Raw genomic sequence first — 16,684 nt, forward strand, 5'->3', positions numbered from 1 at the left:
GTTATACTGTTTATGCGAGATTTATAAGTGAATGGGAGGCAGTATGGACACAAGTGTTTACAGCTATGGATTGATCACAATTGTTTGCTCAATGATTATTATGAGCGACTTAAGAAAGCGCGTTTTTAATAAAGAGGACATATTATATCGCGTCAAAAATAATAAAAAAAGAAAGTATGTATTTTATGCTTTAGGATTATCAATTCCAGCGATTATAATGTTTGCTGGTGTTTTGTTGAGTTACCATATTATTTTAAAAGTATTAATATTCATTATGAGTATTGAGATGGCGATTATATGGACCTATATTGAACTCGGTGATACTCTAATAACTAACAAATATGCAGGTAAAGTATGGTATGCGCAATTTGAGAAAGTTGAGAGTTATCAAATTTTACCTTTCAAAAATGAGTACTATCTTGCACTCAAAAGAAAAGAATCTAAAAAACAAGATATGGTACCGATTAATAAAGAGGATATAGAAGCGGTTCGTGGCATTATGGAGACTCTAAGTATTCCTTTTAAATCGGTATAAATACTTTGTAAATGATGGATCAAGTCTATGAACGCTGCCTTTTGGGGTAGCGTTTTGTTTTTCCACTGAATCGGTCGAAAGTTTACAAAATTGTACAAAATAATTGAGGTAAATTGAAAAAAAATTAACAAAATACTTTTGATATTTGGTACAATGAAAAGGAAGTGGTTTGACGATGTTTGACATAAGATTAACGAAATATCGCACATCACAAATTATAATAAAGGGGTAAATTTATGGAAAAGAAGATTAGTGCGTTGCTTTTAGTTGCAGTGATGATTTTAACCATGGTTGCATCCCCTGTGGCTAGCTTTGCCGCTTTAGATGCGACTACATCAGCGACAGCAACACCAACAACACCAACAACACCGACAACACCAACAACACCGACAACACCAACAACACCGACTACACCGACTACACCGACAGCTCCAGTAGAGCCTACTGTGACAGAAGAGGGATTTGCAATTCCTACTATCACAAGAGTTCTATACTTTGGAACAACTGGCGTTGATGTAGAATTACTTCAAAAGTACCTTATCAAATTAGGTCATGAAATTGAAGCAGACGGTATGTTTGGCAACATGACACTTAAAGCAGTAAAAGCATTCCAAACAAATGCTGGATTAACTGCTGACGGTTATGTTGGTAAAGCGACAAATAAAGCAATCTATGACGCAGCGGGTCAAACTGATGCGGTGACAACTGCTTCATTGGTTAATGATATTGAAGCATTCAAAGCTGGTATTGGATCAGAAGGAAAATGGATTGTTACAACACTTTCTGATTTGGTATCTGAAGATGAATTAGTTGTAGAGGGTACCTTCTTAAATGGTAAAAAAGACGCTACAACTGGTGAAGATGTAATTCAAAGAAAAATTGGCCTTTATACACAAGATGAAGACCATAATGTAACTGCAAGATTTACACTTACTGCACCGAAATTGACAATTAATAGCCCGAACATGAGATTACAAAGCGGAACATTCTACGGCGATGTTTATGTTAATGCAACTGGCTTTAACATGAAAGATTTTGTTATTGAGGGCAATCTTTACTATTTAACTCAAGAAGCAAAAGATACAGCAGCTATGGATGCAAAAAGCAGTGTAACTGGAGAAGTTGCATTAGTTGAAATCATCGAAGGTACTGACGTTGTGACTACAGCATCATTAACTTATGAAAATGATGTGTTTGCAAACAGCTTAGGTGCTGAAGGTACGTGGATTATCTCAACTTTAAAAGATATGACATTTGATTATGATCTTGTTTTAACTGGTGAATTCTTAAACAATAGGGGCGCTGTTCAAAGAAAAATCGCTCTTTATAGTCAAGATGAAGAACGTAACATCACACGTAAGTTCACGGTTACTGCTCCATCACTTACAATTGAAAGCCCGAACGCAAGAATTCAAGGTGGTATCTTCAAAGGAGACGTATACGTTTCAGTTGATAACTTCCAATTAGTTAAAGCTACAGTTGATGGTAATATCTATTTCACAACTCAATCGGCTAAAGATACATTTGTTATGGATGCGGATAGCTCTGTAACTGGTGAACAAATCTTAACTGAGTTAGATGCTGTCGTTTCACCATCACTTTTCAGAGATGAAGAAACACTTGTTAACAACCTTTCAAGCGAAGGTACTTGGATCATCTACGCTGGTAACGATGTGACAACAGATCAACCACTTTATTTAATGGGTGAGTTCACTTACAAAGATGTTGTACAAAGAAAAATCGCTTTATACAGCCAAGATGAAACAAGAAAAGTAACAAGAAGATTTACATTAACTGCACCAATGTTAGTTATCAAAAGTTCAAATGCTAGACTTGAAAAAGGTAACTTTGTTGGCGATTTATATGTAAATGCACCTAACTTCAAGCTTAATGTTGCTGAAGTAACTGGTAACATCTATGTTGGCCCATATGCAACAGGCTTTACAATGGTTAACACAATCGTTACTGGTAATGTTTACTATTCAAGCCAACGCGTTATGGATACTGCTGTAATTGATGATTTAACAACTGTATCTGGCGTTGTAGAAATACAATAACAGATCAAGTTTTTCAATATTTAACACTAAATGGAAGCGCACCTTTTAAGGTGCGCTTTTCTTTTTGAGAATGCAAGAATCCGCTAGTTGTTAAGGATTGTTAACACACTTAGCGCATGATATAATGTTGATAAATAACAACTATTAGGATGGTTCATATGAAGGAAAGCGATTTTATTGATCAGATCAGCCAATTAGAGCACAGTCCACAAGATCATATAAATCTTTTACTAAAGGAAATTGATTTTGATAGAGAACTTTCTAATGAAAATGAAGCCTTGCGTTTCTTTCTATTGGGTAGAGGGTACTTAATCACTGGTAAAAGTGACATGGCCATAAGCTTTTTAAACAAAGCGTTGTCTTATTATGCCACTATATATGACAAACTAGCTATGTTTTATTGCTACAGTAATATAGGGATTTCATACAGAGAAGAGAAGCAGTTTGATTTGGCTTTAAAGGCACTTAATAAATGCTATAATTTAGCCTTCGATCTAGATGATTTTTCGTATACCATCCAAACTTTGGTGCATATCGCCTCAGTTTATAGCTCACTTGATAACATACATAAGGCGATAGAGCTACTTGATAAAGCACTAGAGTATCGTGATAAATTAAAAAACAATAAAATTCTGGGAGATTTGTATAATAACTATGCTTTTGTATTACTTGGTATATCAGAGTATGAGCGAGCACTCGAATACTTTTTTCTTGCCTTTGAGGTGTATAAGGGTCTTTTTGGAACATCGTTTAGTACAAATGGTCTAATTGTTATTAGTAATATCGGTGAGACTTATGCCATGATGGGCGATTATGATCAGGCGATGATCTATCTCAATCAAGCATTAGAAAGTGCAATCGAACAGAATATTCGTTTTGTAGAGATGGACTGTCATAAAAATTTAGCGCTGACCTATGAAGCAAAGTCGATGTATAAAGAAGCTCTAGAGCATCAGAAGCTTTACTCTTATTTAAGAGAACAAGTTAGTGATGCTCAAAGTAAAGAAACGATAGATTATCTTAAACAGAAATTTGAGGATGAAGCTAAGAGAAGTGAAGAGGAAATTCACTTATTAAAAAATGTCGAGCTTAAAAACAAAACCATAGAATTAGAAAAGACGCTGAAAAACCTATCAAATATTGGACAGATTGGCCAGAGGTTAACTTCTTCAATGGACTTGGACCAGATTTATGAGATTTTAAGGCATTCGGTTTCAACTTTAATGAAGATTGACTTATTCGGAATTGCACTCTATATTCCTGAAGATCATCTGGTGAGTTTTAAGTATTTTGAAGAAGGTGGTTTAAAGCTACCATTAAAAGAAGTTGACGTTAATGATACGGTTTCTTTAGCGGCGTATTGCATTAAAAATCAAACAGATGTTTTTATCAGACATTTCGATACTGAATCTGAATTCTATTATCCACAAAGCTATTATATGGGACTTGGCAATAATAAAGACCAGAAGACACAGACGATCATATATACAAGACTAGTTAGTGAAAATAGATGTATTGGCGTATTAACCGTTCAAAATTATGATGTTGAGGCTTACTCGGATTCTGATTTTGAAGTTATTCGAGCGCTTGCATCCTATGTGGCCATCGCAATCTCAAATGCACAAAAGAAAAACATCATCATAGAAAAGGCCAATGAGCTTGAGTTTTTAAGTTATAATGATCCGTTAACTGGACTTTTAAACCGTAGAGCTTTTAGTCAAAGGATGAACAGTTTAATTAATAATCCTGTTTTTATGCCACTTGGATTAGTGATAGGTGATATGAACTATTTAAAAGAGATAAACGATCGATATGGCCACATGACCGGTGATCACTATTTGAAGGCAATTTCTGAGGTGATGAAAAAACATGCTGGCAATGCACCAGTTTACAGACTGGGCGGAGATGAGTTTGCCATCATTGTCGTGAATACGAAGCAAGAGGAGATGCAACAATTAGAGGATAAAATAAAGAGAACCTGTATAGAAACGGTATTATCTGCAGGAAGTTTGTCCATCTCGTTGGGCTATTATATTCAAAGTGAACCTTCTGAAATGTCAGATGACCTTTTTTCAAAAGCAGAATCGGCAATGTATGAAGAGAAAAAGAATTATCAAAGGCGTGAATACGTCAGAATAAAATAATTAACAAAAATTAAGGACCTGAACAAAAGTTTGGGTCTTTTTTTTATTTAAATGTGATGATATTATTATAAAATATGATTAAATTCAGAATTGTAATTATTTTCAATAAGTTAACATAAAATAATAATAACAATGATAATGAATTTCAATTGTCAAAAAAATAGCAATTAAACCCTAGCAACCGCAATATGTCTAGCTTTCGTGTGAAACGATTACAAAAATGAATAAAAATTAAAAAATATTGTTTTTTTAAATATATTGTGGGTATCTATCGAGTATCAAGTAGAAGGATAATTTAATACCTATAGAAACAAGTGGGGAAAATCACGAAGGAAGTAATGAAGTCTATTTTCAATCTGGGCACCTTAAATAGATGGAGCGAGTGGTGCAACCGACCCTTCCATTAATCGGAAAGGGAGCAATGAAGTATTTCTTGTAATCTGGGCACTTAAGAGATACGGAGCGAGTAGTGCAACCGACCTTTCTTTAAACAGTCGTTTAAAGAGAGGAGAACTATATGAAAAAAAGGATAAGTAATTTATATGTGTTTGCACTTTTAGCTTTATTGATCTTTGGAACGAGCTTAAGTGCATTCGCAGCAAGCGTAACGCCGACGTACAACAGTGGATCACATGATCCTGTGATTCCAGGATTTGAAACATTCAAAATTGATTCACCAAAATCTAATCATGATTACAACGATGTTGGTGGAGATTTACACATTGACGCATCATTCAATCATGGACCAAAATCACTTGACTGGAGTTCAAGCGAATTAATCTATTACGTATATGTTAAAGCTGGTAGAGGCGGAAACTTATACTATTATGATGGTGGATCATTTGGCGATACAAATCTAGTTGCTCCTGGTGGCAAAGACATCAGTCATGTAACCTTCTACTACATGAAAACGGAACCAACTACAGAGCCAACAACAGAACCAACAACAGAACCAACAACAGAACCAACAACAGAACCAACAACAGAACCAACAACAGAACCAACAACAGAACCAACAACAGAACCAACAACTGAGCCGACTACAGAACCAACAACAGAACCAACAACTGAGCCGACTACAGAACCAACAACAGAACCAACAACAGAACCAACAACTGAGCCGACTACAGAACCAACAACAGAACCAACAACTGAGCCGACTACAGAGCCAACAACTGAGCCGACTACAGAGCCAACAACAGAACCAACAACTGAGCCGACTACAGAACCAACAACAGAACCAACAACTGAGCCGACTACAGAACCAACAACAGAACCAACAACTGAGCCGACTACAGAGCCAACAACAGAACCAACAACAGAACCAACAACAGAACCAACAACTGAAACACCTACATTACCAACGGAACCTCCTACACTTCCTACTGAAGTACCTACAACAGAGGCAACTGAGGAAATTCCAACAGAACCAACTCCACTTGGACCAGCAACTGAACCATTTAACTTTGATAGTATCTATGACAATATGGAGCCAACACCTGAAGAAATAATTGTTGAAGAAGTACCTCTTGGTAGTGCTTTACCACAAACAGGACAATTACCTCCTGAACTCTACTATGGTATCGGATCAATAATCAGTGCTGCAGGTATTATCATCAAACGTAAAAACAAATAATTAAAAAATGAATGCATTAAAATGTAGGAGCCTTTCTAATTTGAAAGGCTCCTTTTATTTTTTTAGATATTGGAACTTTTTCAGGATATCTTCCGTCTTATTACAGTAAGGTTTCAAAGTGATGACAGATTTAAGACAAGATACGGAGATAGGGATGTTCAAACATAAAAATAAATGGTCGGTCAATGTGCTCATTGCAGTTTTATTATGCAGTGGCCTAGTAATTGGCATTCATTATAAATTAGAGGAGCGTTCACAAAGTAAATTAACTGATTTGCATGAAGCAATAAAAGACACCTATGGTGACTTTTATATACCAAGTAGAGCGATAGAATATGAAGAGCTTGTACTGAACTATGGCATTTCCATGGATTATGTGGAATCTTATATCGCCGAGTCAGCGATGATGTCCACATATGCAGACGTTTTTTTAAGTTTTAAAGCCGTCAAAGGAAAAGCGGATGTTATTGAGTCTGAGCTTGAAACCTACAGAGGTGATTTACTAGAAAAGTTCTCTGATAATAAAGCAGTTTACGCCAAAATCGAAACCACTGAGGTATTTAGATATGGCGATTATGTGATTTATATGGTGGTAGGACAAAACTCAGATATTTTCAATGCAGATGAAACCACCTACCATGAACAAGCAAAATCTGAGTTTATAAAATGTCAAAAAATTGTTGTGAAACTATTTAAGTGAAATATTTTAATTTAATGCGGTACAATAATAACGCTGATTACTGTATTCTGACAGTCTTCTGATAAATCTTTACCCCTTATGCTATTTTATCCAATGGGTTCCTCTCTACCCATAGGAATGAAGTAGCTCTTTTTTTTGTAACTGTTAACTTTTTGAGAATAATTCTCAATGATGTTAGTGTCCCGAAATTTAGGGTATATCGTAAACAAGACATTAATAATATCAAAATAGATGGAGCTGTTATGAAAAAACGAATGGTGATTATATCTAAAGAAAAAAACCCATATGTGAACCATGCGATAGAGGAGATTCTATTCACGACGTTTGTCGATTATGAACAGATTCTTTTTCTTTGGGTAAATGAGCCATCCGTCGTTTTTGGAAGAAATCAGAATCCTTGGCATGAAATAGATGTTCGCTTTGCCAAAGAGAAGGGTATTCACTTACTGAGAAGAATCTCGGGCGGTGGTACTGTCTATCACGACCTCGGCAATCTGAATTATTCTTTTATTGAGCATCATTCACTTTATAGTGAATCAGAGCATTTTGAGCTGATCATAGCAGCACTGGCTGGGTTAGGTATTCAGGCTGAGGTCTCCCCTAGAAAGGATCTAGTGGTTGACAGCCGGAAAGTGTCTGGGAGCGCCTTCTTTATGAAGGGGCTAAGACGTCTTCACCACGGAACGCTTTTAATCGACACCGATTTAGAGACGCTCTGGAAAAGTTTAAAGGTGCGTGATGAGGACTTTAAAAACAGATTTGAGATGGGCAGAACGATCCGATCGGTACCTAGCCCAGTGGTCAACCTCGCGGAGGTTGATCGAGAAAATAACGAAAAGCGTCTCAAAGTAAATGATGTGATCGGCGCGATCATCGATACCTATTACAGTAAAAACGCGTATCAGGTAGAAGTGGTCTCCGTTGAGGACATCCTAAAAGCACATCAGCCGGCCGTTGAAACTTTAAGTAAAAAATTGGCATCCTGGGAGTGGATATTTGGTGAAACGCCTACTTTTACTTATACAGATGAAGCAGGTTCAAAGCACAGTTTCAGTAGCGGTACGGTTACGCCTGAGGGCATAAATTCACTTTTTTAAGGAGGGCATTATGTTTCTTGATACTTTTGACCCATTGAAAGACAGTATGATTCAAATTATGGATAAGGACGGTAAAATCGTCAATCCAGACGCGATGCCGGAGCTTTCCGACGAAGAAATCGTGAAGCTCTATGAGACCATGCGCTATAGCCGCATTATCGATGAAAGAACACTCCAATATCAAAGACAAGGTCGTATGCTAACCTATGCGCCGAACCTTGGACAAGAGGCAACTCAAGTGGGTTCCATCGCCGCTGCAAGACAGACGGACTGGGTAGCACCTTCCTTTAGAGAGCTGGGCATCTGGCTTTACAAAGGGGCACCACTGGAAAATATCTTTTTATACTGGTTTGGTAATGAATTTGGCATGAAAATGCCTGAGGAAGTAAGAGTGCTTCCAGTTTCAGTACCGATCGCCTCACAGCTCCAACACGCAACCGGACTTGCTTATGCTGCGAGATATCAAGGAAAAGATGACGTGGCACTCGGCTATGTCGGTGATGGTGGTACCTCACAGGGTGACTTCCATGAAGCGCTTAACTTTGCAGCGGTACAAAGCTTGCCGACGGTGTTTATCGTTCAAAACAATCAATTCGCAATCTCGACTAGAAGAAAAATTCAAACCAAGGCTGGAACGATTGCTCAAAAGGCACTGGCTTATGGCATCCCTGGCGTACAAGTAGATGGCAATGACATCTTTGCAATGTATGCCGTAACAAAGGAAGCCGTCGATCGCGCTAGACGTGGCGATGGTCCAACTCTCATAGAGGCTTATACGTATCGTATGGGCGCACATACTACTTCTGACGACCCAACTGTCTACAGAAAAGATGAAGAAGTGGATGAATGGCGTGACAAAGACCCAATCGATCGATTAAGAAAGTATATGATCGAAAAGGGCATTTGGGATGATGAAAAAGAAGCTGCATTTTTCGCTGAAAAGGACAAGTTTGTTAAAGAAACCTTCGAAACTGTTGAAAAATCAGGTCTTACCCCTCTGGAAGACACATTTGATTACGTCTATGCTGAAAGGACACCTATCCTCGAAGCACAGTATCAAGCAAGAAAAGCTTTTTATGCAAAGGAGGGCAAATAGATGTTATTAAATTTAGTTGAAGCGGTTACCAACGCCCTAGATGTGGCAATGGGTCAAGATAAAAATGTCGTAGTATTTGGCGAAGACGTCGGCGTAGAAGGCGGTGTATTCAGAGCGACAAAAGGATTAATGGAAAAATACGGCGCAGAGAGATGCTTCGATAGTATCTTAGCCGAATCTAATATTATCGGTTCCGGAATCGGGATGGCAATCAATGGCTTAAAACCCGTTGTAGAGATTCAGTTCTCAGGCTTCATGTTCCCTGGCTACAACCAAATCGTAACGCATGCAGCACGTATGCGTAACCGTTCAAGAGGGCTTTATACAGTGCCGATGGTCATCAGAATGCCATACGGTGGCGGTGTAAGAGCGCTTGAGCATCACTCAGAGAGCTTAGAAGTTTTATTTGCACACACTGCAGGACTTAAAGTGGTTGTACCATCGACACCTTACGATGCAAAGGGCTTGCTACTTGCGGCGATCGCAGATCCTGATCCAGTGATCTTTATGGAGCCAAAGCGCATCTATCGTGCGTTTAAACAAGAGGTGCCTGATGAATACTATACGATTCCTATTGGAAAAGCAAAAGTGCTTAAAGAAGGCAATGACTTAACTGTTGTCACATGGGGCGCTATGGTGCGTGAAACACAAAAAGCCATTGAGGTCCTTGAAAAAGAAGGCCATAGTATCGAGCTCATCGATCTCAGAACCATTTCGCCGATCGATAAAGAGACGATTCTAGCAAGTGTTCAAAAAACAGGTCGATTTGCAGTGGTACACGAAGCGGCGCAAACCTATGGTCCTGGCGCAGAGCTGATCACCATCGTCAATGAAGGCGCATTCCTATACCTAGAAGCACCTCCAAAACGTATCGCAAGTAATGACACGATCGTTCCTCTTCCAAAAGGTGAGCATCACTACGTGCCAGAAACCAACTTGATCCTCAGTGAACTTAGATCTGTACTAGAATTTTAGGAGGTAGGATATGTTTCATGTAAAATTTGCAGACATAGGAGAAGGCATACATGAAGGTGTTCTCCTGAAACTGTTTTTTAATGAAGGCGACACAGTGAAAGAGGGCGATTCGCTCTTTACACTGGAAACCGATAAAGTAAATGCGGAGATCCCCTCTCCTGTAGATGGCATTATGAAAGCCATCAAATATAAAGTTGGTTCGAAGGTACACGTCGGCGACGTCATCGTTGTAATCGATGATGGTGAGCCGGGCATTCGCTCTAACATGGAGGGTGGCGAGGCGATTACTGAGGAAAGCTCAGGTTCTGGGTCTACCGTGGATGCGTCAAACTCTGCAGCTGTACCGCAAGTAGATCCACAAGCTACTCCTGCAGTAAAACACGAAACCGTAGAAGAAAAGGGCAGCACTTCTGTCGTTGGACAGATTGAGATATCCGATGAGGTCATCGCATCCAGTGGTGAAGCATCTGCACCTGTGGCTGCTGTATCAATCAAAAGAGTACTAGCAACGCCAGTGGCAAGAAAGATGGCAAAAGACCTCGGTGTGGACATCCAAACCGTCGTAGGTACTGGTCCTCAAGGTAGAGTTATGAAAGACGATATCCGGAAAGCAGCTGAAGCAAAAGGCAGTGTAGCACCAAAAGCAAGTCCTGCTCAAGTTTCAGGCGCATCAGCAGCAGTCGTTTCTGGTGAAGGCAGAGGCGGCTATCCTAAATATGCAGTTCCTCAAATGGATCGTGTCGAGCGCGTTCCAATGACCATGCTTCGCAAGACCATTGCAGACAACATGGCACTTTCTAAATTTACCATTCCGCACACTGCTGTTATGGATGAAGCAGATGTTTCAGAGCTTGTGGCATTTAGAACGGAAGCGAAGGAACTGGCGTCAGCAGAGGGCGTTAAACTCACTTATCTTGCTTTCTTTATTAAAGCAGTGGTAGCGGGTCTTAAAAAATACAAAGGTCTCAATGCATCACTTGATGAAGTGGCAGAAGAGATCGTCTATAAACAGTTTTATAACATCGGTATCGCCGTTGATACACCGGACGGCTTAATGGTACCTGTCATAAAAGATGCAGATCGACTCAGCGTTTTTGAAATAGCTGAAAAGATCGAGGATTTAAGTGCCCGTGCTAGAACGAAATCACTTAAACTGGACGAACTTGGCGGTGGCTCATTTACCATCACTAACTATGGTGCAGTGGGTGCTAGCTTTGGCGTACCGGTGATCAGACATCCTGAAGCGGGTATCTTAGGCGTAGGTGCCATCGTGAAAAAACCGGTGGTAAAAGACGATGAGATCGTCATTCGCTCCGTGTTGCCACTTTCACTTTCATTTGATCACCGTATCCTAGATGGTGCAGATGCAGGTAGATTTGTGGGATTAGTGAAGCACTTACTTGAAAATCCAAAAGTCTTACTCATGAGTTAGGAGGCAGTATGAAAAATTATGACGTCATTGTCGTTGGAGGTGGCCCAGGTGGCTATGTTGCAGCGATTAAAGCTTCACAGTTGGGCTCAAAGGTAGCTCTTGTGGAAGGTGATCGCATCGGCGGCGTATGTCTGAACTATGGCTGTATTCCAACGAAAACCCTACTCAGAAGTGCAAAGCTCTATCAAGATCTGATGCATGCAGAAGGATTTGGCATCGACATTGCAAATCTTTCTGATGTGAAGCTCAACTGGGCGAACCTGATGAACAGAAAAACCAGCGTCGTTAACAAAATCGTCGGTGGTGTGGAACAGCTCGTTAAATTCAATAAAATAGATGTCTACAAAGGGTATGGCACTGCAAAGGACGCAAACACTATCGTGGTGGGAGATGAAACCCTGCAGGGAAAAAATTTGATTTTAGCGACTGGCTCATCGGTTATGATTCCAAAAATCGAGGGAATTGATCAAGCACAAGAAGCAGGTATTGTCATCGATAGTACAGGTGCAATCATGCTGAAAGAACAACCTGAGTCGATTACCATACTAGGTGGTGGCGTTATTGCGATTGAGTTTGCAACGCTGTTTAATAGCCTAGGCACTAAGGTAACGATTCTGCAAAGATCTGACGCCATCCTTAAAAACCTTGATGCAGATGTTAGAACCACCATTCAAAGACATCTAGAAAGCACAGGCGTGGCAATCATCACAAATTCATCGCTCAAACGTGTAGAAGGTAACACAGTCGTCTACGAGGTAGGCGGTGAAGAGAAACGCATCACATCGGATAAGATTCTTGCCAGCCTTGGCAGAACACCTAACCTTAAAGGGTTCGAAGCACTTGGCATCAAGACCGATAAACGCGGCGTCATCGTAGACGATCATATGCGCACTAACGTGAAGGGCGTTTACGCCATCGGCGATATGTGCGGAAAAATGATGCTGGCACACGTTGCGTCAGCTGAGGGTATCGTTGCAGCCGAAGCGATTCATGGTGATGAAACCAAGATCGACTACAATAAGGTGCCATCTTGTATCTATAGTTTCCCAGAGGTAGGCGTCATCGGCTATTCTGAGGAAGCTGCCATCGAAGCAGGCTACGATGTCGGTACCAGCATGTTCCCACTTAGTGCCAATGGTAAAGCTGTGGCAGAGGGTGAAACCACTGGTTTCGTTAAAATCGTACACGACAAGAAATACGGCGAAGTCATCGGCGTTCATATCGTTGCTTCACATGCGACTGACATGATTGCAGAAGCTGCGGTGTCTATGGAGCTTGAAGGAACCATCTATGACATCGCTAAAACCGTCCACCCACATCCAACGCTTTCTGAGATCGTTATGGAAGCGGCGCATGGTGCGGTAGACAAGCCAATTCACATCATTAAAAGATAACATATCACATTGCGCTAGAAGAAGTCGGGAACTTTCCCGACTTTTTTTCGTCTAAATAAGGTGGATTTTTGCTTAGTTATAGACGCAAATACACGCCAATATTACTTTTTTGAAAGAAAAAGTTTGTTAGGAATTGCTTATTCAGTTATAATAGAATAAGTTATAACTGATAAAATTTGTAAAAATTTATGCGCTAAAGGTGGTAAATTTTGAAAAAGTTAATGAAGCATGCCAGACAACTTATATGGACACTTTTCGTACTGATCGTCCTAGTGCTCGCACTACAATTTGTAGATTTATTGGAAGTTATGAAACAGAGAGAGTTCATTAAAATACTAATTCTTTCTGGACTCTCACTAAGTGCCTTGGGCATACTTGCCTATCTGCAGCACAGATACATCAATGCGCCATTAGTTCAAATCGAAGAGCAGATGGAAATTATTGATGCCGACATCAACCCAGATTATTATCTCAGCATACCAAAAGGCTCACCTCTTAAGACGATGGTTGAAAAACTAAATGCCATTTTAAACAAGACTTATACCATGGTTAGAGAGATTCAAACTGACAAGGAAGAGTTACACGCATTAAACGAAGAGCTTGAAGCTTCTTTTGGGCAGCTGGTCGCTATGGAACAAGAAGTGACGAAGCAAAAGCTTAACTTCGAAGCGCTTTTTAGATATTCACATGATGCCATCGCTATGTTTGACCATGAACACAACGTTATTGACTGTAACAAACCTTTTGTCAGTATGTTTGGTTACACCTTATTTGAGATGTTGGGTAAAAACCTCGATAACTTTATTTCAGATCCCAAGCACATTGGAGATGCGAAAGTACTGACCGTTCAAGTTTTTGATGGCAAACAAGTCATCTCAGAGGGCGTGCGCTATAACAAGCACGGTGATGCTGTAGAAGTTGCCATACAAGGTGTTCCCATGCTGATTGACGGTCACGTCGTCGGTGGCTATGCCATTTATACAGATATTTCAGACCGTAAAAAGAATGAAAGACATTTGGCGCATATTAGTACACACGATTATCTTACAGATCTACTTAATAGAAATCATTTTGACAATTTGATGAACAAATACTATCGTGGCGACCACCAAATGCTGGGCTTTGTCATGATCGATATCAATAACCTTAAGCTGGTTAACGATGCATTTGGCCATGCGGTTGGTGATATGGTCCTCGTAGAAGTGGCCAATAGAATCACACAGAGTGCGAACCATGCCTTTGAAAATTGCAGAGATGTGGATGGCTGCTTGATTGGCAGACTTGGTAGCGATGAGTTTGGCGTTTTAATCCCAGATTCATCTAAAGAAGTGCTTGAGAATTTTGTAGAAGTTTTAAAAGAAAAATGCACCAACATTAGGCTGGGAGAGGTAGAGATTTCCGTCGCCTATGGCTGGTCTGAAATCGATAACACTGTTGATTCTCTCAAATCCTTACTCAAGAATACTGAAGATAACATGAATCGCAACAAGCTCATCGAGTCCCCTTCAGTTAGAGCAAAAGCCGTTTATGCCATCGTCAATACCCTCCACGAAAAGAACAAACGTGAGGAAGCACATAGCAGACGCGTCGGGAGCTTAAGCTATCAATTAGGTCAACATCTTGGCGTCTCATCAAGAGAGCTCGATGAACTGAAAAGCATGGGGCTGCTACACGATATCGGTAAGATTGCGATAGACGATCATATCTTAAACAAACCGGATCGCTTAGATGAGGAAGAATATACAGAAATCAAAAAACATCCTGAAATAGGCTACCGTATCCTCAGCTCTGTTAATGAACTAAGCGAGATGGCGGAGTACGTACTCTGTCACCATGAAGCCTACGATGGAAAAGGTTATCCAAGAGGATTAAAAGGGGAAGAAATCCCTTACCTTTCTAGAATCATAGCGGTAACGGATGCTTATGATGCCATGACACGGGATCGAGCTTATCGAAAAGCGATGACGCAAAAAGAAGCGGGCGAGGAGCTGAAAAGATGCGCGGGTACACAGTTTGATCCACAGATTGTCGAAGTTTTCTTAAAAAATATGGAGACGCTTGATGACATCGCCATTTAAACAAACGTAACATATGTAACGGAATTCGAATTTTAAACCTGTTATAGTCATATCATAAGAGATGACATAACAGGTTTTTTATTTATAAGAAAACAAGTTTTGAAAAGGAGAATTTATGATTACGAAAGATATGACGATTGGCAATGTAGTGAGAACTTATCCTAATACACCAGAGGTATTATTTAAATTTGGCATGGGCTGTGTCGGCTGTCCATCCGCACAAGCAGAGACACTCGAAGAAGCATGTTTGGTGCATGGCCTTAGCATAGACGCTTTGATGACCGCACTTAACGATTCAGTGAAGTAGGTGACCCTATGAGCGCATTTTTAGGACCGATCCACTATTGGTTATACAACAAGGTACTTTGGCACGAAGCACTATTAGAAGACATTTATACAGAAATGAAAAATTCTGATGCAGTCGCTTCACTTAAAAATAATTTAGAAGCGAGATATGGTTTACCAGAGACATCAGAGCTTTCAGACGTAATAGACGCTGGTAACATACACGGCTGGCTACAAGAAAAAATCCATAGCCTTGAATACCGCATGGCAGGTGCAATCACTGAAGGGCTTTCAAAAGAGTGGTTATCGGTGGAAGGACTTGCGACGCTTTACAGAAACAATGGCGAGAAAGCAGCATTATCAACTTCCAAACCCATGACGACACCACAGGAGCTCTTTGGCGTGATCTATGACTACCTACTTGAGGGTATGCCTTGTGATCGGGTTAACCAACCGATCGAATCTACAGAAACATCATTAACTTGGATTAAAAGAACCTGTTTACACACTGAATTTTGGGAAGCTGTAGGCGGTGACATTGCGATCTATAATCATCTTAGAGCGGCATGGTTAGAAGGCTTTGTAGACGAATCATTCGAACTTCAGATGCAGGATGCATCCACCTATATACTCACAAGGAGAGCAGCATGAGCACACAACTAAACGGAATCAAATTAATGGTGGAAGAGCATGTCTTAATCAAAAGAATGCTAAAGGTACTCAGAAATGCTTCCTATATGGCGATTCAAACCGGTGGCATCAACTATGATGACTTTGCAGAGATGATCGACTTCGTTAGAAGCTATGCAGACCGACATCACCATGGCAAGGAAGAGCTTTTATTGTTTAATGAAATGGTAGCTCATGGTGGCCCCGCTGCTGAAAAACTCGTCACACATGGCATGCTTGTTGAGCATGACCTTGGTAGACTCCATATGGCAGAGCTTGAAAAAGCATTAAAAGCACATCAGGAAGGCGATTTAGAATCAATTGTGGATATCGTGGCAAATGCCGTATCTTATACACATCTTTTACACCGACACATCGATAAAGAAGATGGTGTGGTCTATCCTTTTGCAGAAAGAAGCTTAGATCCAGCGCTGCTTAGCGAAATTGATAAAAGTTGTGAAGCCTTTGAAAAAGAGGCTGAGGAAAAAGGGGTTCAAGCGCAATATACAGAAGTTGTAGAGAAGCTTGAATCGAAATATCTATTGAAATAGATTAGAAAACGAGTCGAAATAAACACTCAAGATCG

At 40.1% G+C, this 16,684-nt stretch carries 14 protein-coding genes and 1 riboswitch; all 14 genes read left to right on the forward strand.

Annotated features, from left to right (window positions below; all coding sequences use genetic code 11):
• Positions 1 to 43 precede the first annotated feature (43 nt).
• The 14 genes from AC4PID_RS08880 to AC4PID_RS08945 all read left to right on the forward strand — a co-directional run bounded on the left by AC4PID_RS08880 (position 44) and on the right by AC4PID_RS08945 (position 16,649).
• Entirely contained in the window at positions 44 to 535 is a 492-nt protein-coding gene (locus tag AC4PID_RS08880; RefSeq protein WP_492135213.1) for a hypothetical protein, read from the forward strand.
• 236 nt (positions 536 to 771) lie between these two features.
• The gene (locus AC4PID_RS08885; protein ID WP_492135214.1) at positions 772 to 2,592 is read left to right on the forward strand and encodes a peptidoglycan-binding domain-containing protein; all 1,821 of its coding nucleotides are present in this window, start codon (positions 772 to 774) and stop codon (positions 2,590 to 2,592) included.
• Between the two features lie 158 nt (positions 2,593 to 2,750).
• On the forward strand, positions 2,751 to 4,736 hold the full coding sequence (locus tag AC4PID_RS08890) for a diguanylate cyclase domain-containing protein (protein WP_492135215.1): 1,986 nt from the start codon (positions 2,751 to 2,753) through the stop codon (positions 4,734 to 4,736).
• Between the two features lie 405 nt (positions 4,737 to 5,141).
• Positions 5,142 to 5,226, forward strand: a riboswitch (cyclic di-GMP riboswitch).
• A gap of 27 nt (positions 5,227 to 5,253) precedes the next feature.
• Complete coding sequence (locus AC4PID_RS08895) at positions 5,254 to 6,372, forward strand: hypothetical protein (RefSeq protein ID WP_492135216.1); 1,119 nt, start codon at positions 5,254 to 5,256, stop codon at positions 6,370 to 6,372.
• 154 nt (positions 6,373 to 6,526) lie between these two features.
• Entirely contained in the window at positions 6,527 to 7,072 is a 546-nt protein-coding gene (locus AC4PID_RS08900; protein WP_492135217.1) for a DUF4358 domain-containing protein, read from the forward strand.
• Positions 7,073 to 7,314: 242 nt separating this feature from the next.
• On the forward strand, positions 7,315 to 8,169 hold the full coding sequence (locus AC4PID_RS08905) for a lipoate--protein ligase family protein (protein WP_492135218.1): 855 nt from the start codon (positions 7,315 to 7,317) through the stop codon (positions 8,167 to 8,169).
• Positions 8,170 to 8,179: 10 nt separating this feature from the next.
• Positions 8,180 to 9,265, forward strand: a complete 1,086-nt coding sequence (gene pdhA / locus AC4PID_RS08910; RefSeq protein ID WP_492135219.1) for a pyruvate dehydrogenase (acetyl-transferring) E1 component subunit alpha — start codon at positions 8,180 to 8,182, stop codon at positions 9,263 to 9,265.
• On the forward strand, positions 9,266 to 10,240 hold the full coding sequence (locus AC4PID_RS08915) for an alpha-ketoacid dehydrogenase subunit beta (RefSeq protein WP_492135220.1): 975 nt from the start codon (positions 9,266 to 9,268) through the stop codon (positions 10,238 to 10,240).
• 10 nt (positions 10,241 to 10,250) lie between these two features.
• On the forward strand, positions 10,251 to 11,672 hold the full coding sequence (locus tag AC4PID_RS08920) for a dihydrolipoamide acetyltransferase family protein (RefSeq protein ID WP_492135221.1): 1,422 nt from the start codon (positions 10,251 to 10,253) through the stop codon (positions 11,670 to 11,672).
• A gap of 8 nt (positions 11,673 to 11,680) precedes the next feature.
• Positions 11,681 to 13,066 (forward strand): dihydrolipoyl dehydrogenase, encoded by a 1,386-nt coding sequence (gene lpdA, locus AC4PID_RS08925; protein ID WP_492135222.1) that lies wholly within the window; start codon positions 11,681 to 11,683, stop codon positions 13,064 to 13,066.
• A gap of 209 nt (positions 13,067 to 13,275) precedes the next feature.
• A complete protein-coding gene (locus tag AC4PID_RS08930; protein WP_492135223.1) occupies positions 13,276 to 15,144 on the forward strand; it encodes a sensor domain-containing diguanylate cyclase/phosphohydrolase in 1,869 nt (622 codons plus the stop codon).
• Positions 15,145 to 15,259: 115 nt separating this feature from the next.
• Positions 15,260 to 15,451 (forward strand): DUF1858 domain-containing protein, encoded by a 192-nt coding sequence (locus tag AC4PID_RS08935; protein ID WP_492135224.1) that lies wholly within the window; start codon positions 15,260 to 15,262, stop codon positions 15,449 to 15,451.
• Positions 15,452 to 15,459: 8 nt separating this feature from the next.
• Complete coding sequence (locus tag AC4PID_RS08940; protein WP_492135225.1) at positions 15,460 to 16,080, forward strand: hypothetical protein; 621 nt, start codon at positions 15,460 to 15,462, stop codon at positions 16,078 to 16,080.
• Positions 16,077 to 16,649: a hemerythrin domain-containing protein gene (locus tag AC4PID_RS08945; RefSeq protein WP_492135226.1), complete on the forward strand. Its 573-nt coding sequence runs from the start codon at positions 16,077 to 16,079 to the stop codon at positions 16,647 to 16,649. Before AC4PID_RS08940 ends, AC4PID_RS08945 begins: the two co-directional genes overlap by 4 nt.
• Positions 16,650 to 16,684: the final 35 nt, after the last annotated feature.

Source organism: Fusibacter sp. QWL-12 (assembly GCF_058683495.1).

Excerpts from the sequence above, each read along its gene's own strand:
- AC4PID_RS08900 (WP_492135217.1), top strand. The coding sequence starts at position 6,527 with ATGTTCAAACATAAAAATAAATGGTCGGTCAATGTGCTCATTGCAGTT.
- AC4PID_RS08885 (WP_492135214.1), top strand. The coding sequence starts at position 772 with ATGGAAAAGAAGATTAGTGCGTTGCTTTTAGTTGCAGTGATGATTTTA.
- AC4PID_RS08905 (WP_492135218.1), top strand. The coding sequence starts at position 7,315 with ATGAAAAAACGAATGGTGATTATATCTAAAGAAAAAAACCCATATGTG.
- AC4PID_RS08935 (WP_492135224.1), top strand. The coding sequence starts at position 15,260 with ATGATTACGAAAGATATGACGATTGGCAATGTAGTGAGAACTTATCCT.
- pdhA (WP_492135219.1), top strand. The coding sequence starts at position 8,180 with ATGTTTCTTGATACTTTTGACCCATTGAAAGACAGTATGATTCAAATT.
- AC4PID_RS08880 (WP_492135213.1), top strand. The coding sequence starts at position 44 with ATGGACACAAGTGTTTACAGCTATGGATTGATCACAATTGTTTGCTCA.
- AC4PID_RS08890 (WP_492135215.1), top strand. The coding sequence starts at position 2,751 with ATGAAGGAAAGCGATTTTATTGATCAGATCAGCCAATTAGAGCACAGT.
- AC4PID_RS08895 (WP_492135216.1), top strand. The coding sequence starts at position 5,254 with ATGAAAAAAAGGATAAGTAATTTATATGTGTTTGCACTTTTAGCTTTA.
- AC4PID_RS08920 (WP_492135221.1), top strand. The coding sequence starts at position 10,251 with ATGTTTCATGTAAAATTTGCAGACATAGGAGAAGGCATACATGAAGGT.
- AC4PID_RS08945 (WP_492135226.1), top strand. The coding sequence starts at position 16,077 with ATGAGCACACAACTAAACGGAATCAAATTAATGGTGGAAGAGCATGTC.
- lpdA (WP_492135222.1), top strand. The coding sequence starts at position 11,681 with ATGAAAAATTATGACGTCATTGTCGTTGGAGGTGGCCCAGGTGGCTAT.
- AC4PID_RS08940 (WP_492135225.1), top strand. The coding sequence starts at position 15,460 with ATGAGCGCATTTTTAGGACCGATCCACTATTGGTTATACAACAAGGTA.
- AC4PID_RS08915 (WP_492135220.1), top strand. The coding sequence starts at position 9,266 with ATGTTATTAAATTTAGTTGAAGCGGTTACCAACGCCCTAGATGTGGCA.